Raw genomic sequence first — 2,875 nt, 5'->3', positions numbered from 1 at the left:
CGCCTATCTCCGCATGTCCAAGCTAAAGCATTTGCCACAGAACCTGTTACGCCCAGCTGCACCGCTTATGAAAGCGGGTACCCGCTACCGATCCGGAAGTCAATTTCCATACAAAACGGCATAGAGCCCGAAAAACCGTTTACATTCAATGGGTTGCGCAGAGCGGTTGTAAATTTCGCCGAATTCGCGTTTACTTTCGAAATTTCGGCGGCCGCGTGACCAAGGTAGCGCCACAGGGAACGGAGCAGGGATTCGCGGAAGTGGATCTTGGTGATGCCCGCCTCAACAAGAGGGCGAAGCGAATGATGGAACAATTTTCGGCCAAGCCGACGGCCAGCATTCCGGATGCGTGCGATAGCTGGGGCGAAACCTGCGCAGCCGACCGCTTCTTGGGCAATGTCGAAGTAGAATGGGAAGCGATACTTGCCCCGCACTGGGAGCATACCGAGGAGCGCATGCGCGCGCAGCCGGTGGTGTTGTGCATCCAGGACTCAACGGAACTCGATTTCGACGGTCAGGAGATCGACGGGCTCGGGCCGCTCAATTACGAGGCGCGGGGCGGCATGTACCCGCACCCGACTTACCTGGTCACGGCGCGGCGCGAGTCCTTAGGCGTGCTCGACAAGTGGATGTGGGCGCGCGAGAAGCGCGGCGCCGATGGCGTCAGTCCGGGCCTGATCGAGAGCAAGCGCTGGGTCGAAGGCTACCAACGCGTGGCGGACCCAGCCATCATGACATAGCCGGTTTGGCTTTTCGAAGCACGCAACTGTGTGCACAAGGGACGCCAAGATATACCCGTGCAAAGAAGAACACTTGCCTATGAGATAATTCACCATTATCCTTGATGGATCACTTTTTTAGTTGCGCCTCGGGTTAGTTGCCCACAAATAAGGTTGCAAATAAATTGCACCTGGAAAATATTTTTCAAATGATATCTATAAAGTCATTCCGCAGCGACCAGTTTCATAGCGCATTTATGGATTCCGCCATCGGAATGGCGCTAGTCGGCCTTACTGGTCGTTGGATGGATGTGAATGATGCACTGTGTGAAATCGTTGGATATGGAAAACCTGAACTTTTAACCCTGCGTTTTCAAGATATTACCCACCCAGAGGATTTGGACAGCGACCTCACCCTTGTTGCTGAACTATTAAAAGGAAATATTAGTTCTTATAACTTGGAAAAGCGATATATACGAAAAGATGGTACTGTCGTTTGGACCTTGTTAACAGTTTCTGTTGGAAGGAATAGCAATCTCGCTCCAGATTTTTTCATTTCGCAAATTATTGACATATCAAAACAAAAACGAGCGGAAAGCGATCGTGATGCCTATTTTGACCTGTCGCCAGATTTATTGGCAATTGCCGACTCAAAGGGGTTTTTGGTCCATGTGAGTCCTGCGTGGACTGACTTGCTTGGTTGGACAAAGTCCGAACTAACTTCAAAACCATCCTTGGACTTCGTACATCCTGAGGATCACTCGCGCACTGTCGCAGAGGCCGCATCACTTTACGCAGGTAACGCTACGGTCGGCTTTCGGAATCGCTATATTCACCGCGATGGGGGGATCCATTGGATCGAATGGAATGCCCGAATTGTGACTTCAGATCGATTTTACTGTGCGGCACGCGATGTTACTGCTCAGGAAGAGGAGGGCCAAAATCGCCGCGCAGAGTTAGCTGCACTAGACGCTGTTGCGGGAAGCCTCCTTGTGAATCTCAACGGCGACGCTACAGATCTGGCTAACCAGCTTTATGTAGCAAGCCAGCTTTTCGAAAGCAGCCCAGACTGCGTCAAGATTGTCGACCTAAACGGCAACCTTCTTGCGATGAACAGGAACGGGCAATGCCTGATGGAAATTGACGACTGCGCCGATTTAATAGGCAAGCAATGGGCGAGTTTATGGCCTGCTCAAATCCAAGGCGAGGTCCATTCTGCACTGGACGTTGCACGCAGTGGCAAGAACGGACGCTTTGAGGCGTTCTGCCCTACTGCCAAAGGAGCGCAGAAATGGTGGGATGTAATGGTGACACCAATCTTTGATTTAGATGGAAAGGTTGAAAAGATACTATCAGTGTCTCGGGATGTAACCCTTTCTACACAAGCAAAAAATGAGATAAAAAACTACGCGACTCGATTGGAGCAAATTACTGTCAGCGTGCCCGTGGCGCTCTTTCAAATGTACTGCCGGACAGACGGTGAGATAGGCATTCACTATATTTCGCAAAAATTCGAGCAACTCTTTTCCATTCATTGCGACGATGTCTTGCTGAACTGGACTCAAATGGGTGTTCACGCGGACGATAAAAATGAGTTTGCGCAGGTGATACGCGAATCCGCACAGCACAATACCGCGTGGGCCTATGAGTGTCGCCTACTGCCGCCGGATGGTTCGAATAGGTGGGTACGGTTCGATGCTTCGCCAACGGCTTCGTCCATCTCAGAGGTGATCTATACGGGCGTGATTCAAGACGTCACTGAAGATCGAGCTGGCAACGAGCTAAAACGCAGCCAGGCAGAAAAAATCCGGCTCCTAATTCAAAACGCGAATGATGCCTTTGTCGGTATGGACCACCTGGGCGTGATCACCGAGTGGAATGCGCAAGCGGAGCATACATTGGGGTGGTCAGCGACGGAAGCTATCGGAACAAAAATGGCTGAACTCATAATCCCCCCTGCATTACGTTCTCAACACAGTCGGGGTATGCACTCGTTTTTGCACGGGGGTACCGGAAAAATCATTAACAAACGCGTGGAGGTTCTCGCACTGCATAAGCTTGGCCGTGACTATTCAGCCTGAGCGTACAGCGTAGAAAGTTGTTGTAAACGAATCGTGGATAACGCATCATGCGTGCATGCCACCAAAACCGCCCCG

General features: G+C 51.2%; 2 protein-coding genes and 1 pseudogene. All 3 read left to right on the top strand.

Features of this window, described 5'->3' with window-relative positions; genetic code table 11:
* On the top strand, positions 1-219 hold a 219-nt coding region (locus tag ACFDR9_RS27375; protein ID WP_409033032.1), incomplete at its 5' end, for a hypothetical protein.
* Positions 216-728: pseudogene (locus tag ACFDR9_RS27370) on the top strand (transposase DNA-binding-containing protein); the annotation flags it as partial. The gene ACFDR9_RS27375 and the pseudogene ACFDR9_RS27370, both read left to right, overlap by 4 nt.
* Positions 729-904: 176 nt before the next feature.
* On the top strand, positions 905-2,800 hold the full coding sequence (locus ACFDR9_RS27365; protein WP_409033031.1) for a PAS domain S-box protein: 1,896 nt from the start codon (positions 905-907) through the stop codon (positions 2,798-2,800).
* Positions 2,801-2,875 lie beyond the last annotated feature (75 nt).

Origin of the sequence: Janthinobacterium sp. CG_23.3, assembly GCF_046115965.1 — a bacterium.
In the GTDB taxonomy this organism is placed as follows: Bacteria; Pseudomonadota; Gammaproteobacteria; order Burkholderiales; family Burkholderiaceae_D; genus Janthinobacterium.
Note: the sequence above shows the minus strand (reverse complement) of the source record. Positions and strands in the feature narration are given on the sequence as shown.